The sequence below is a fragment of the Bacillus sp. GC_Bacil_1 genome (assembly GCF_026540675.1).
GTDB lineage: Bacteria > Bacillota > Bacilli > Bacillales > Bacillaceae_G > Bacillus_A > Bacillus_A cereus.
This window is the reverse complement of record NZ_JALNUG010000065.1, coordinates 1-370: the sequence shown is the minus strand read 5'-3', so window position 1 is coordinate 370 and position 370 is coordinate 1. Positions and strand designations below refer to the sequence as shown.

The following is a 370-nucleotide window of genomic DNA, read 5'->3' as shown; positions in this document are numbered from 1 at the left end:
CCTACTGCTTGGTTATATAGGTATTGAGCGTGGTTTCTAGCACCTGCTCCTACACTTGTATTATCAGTCTCATGAATTGTAATATACTTTGGACTCATATAGTTTTGAGGACGAATATTATCGTTACCTGCTGGAACAATCCATTCCGTGAATGGAACACCATTTATTGTACTAGAGGTGCTAGGTGATATGGGAGACAGACTACGTTTTGTTCTGTTTGAATTGTTAGGAACAGTTAGTGTACCTGTTTCTTCATGAATACCTTCTGAACGTTGAAGACTATCTACTTTCTTATTGTCGACAGTACCTCCACCACGTCCGTCTACCTCTTCAAAACTAGCTTCAATACTTTTTAAAGCCTGTTCATCTG

At 39.2% G+C, this 370-nt stretch carries 1 pseudogene; it reads right to left on the bottom strand.

Features of this window, described 5'->3' with window-relative positions:
- A pseudogene (locus OXT04_RS29650) lies at positions 1-370 on the bottom strand (S-layer homology domain-containing protein); the annotation flags it as partial.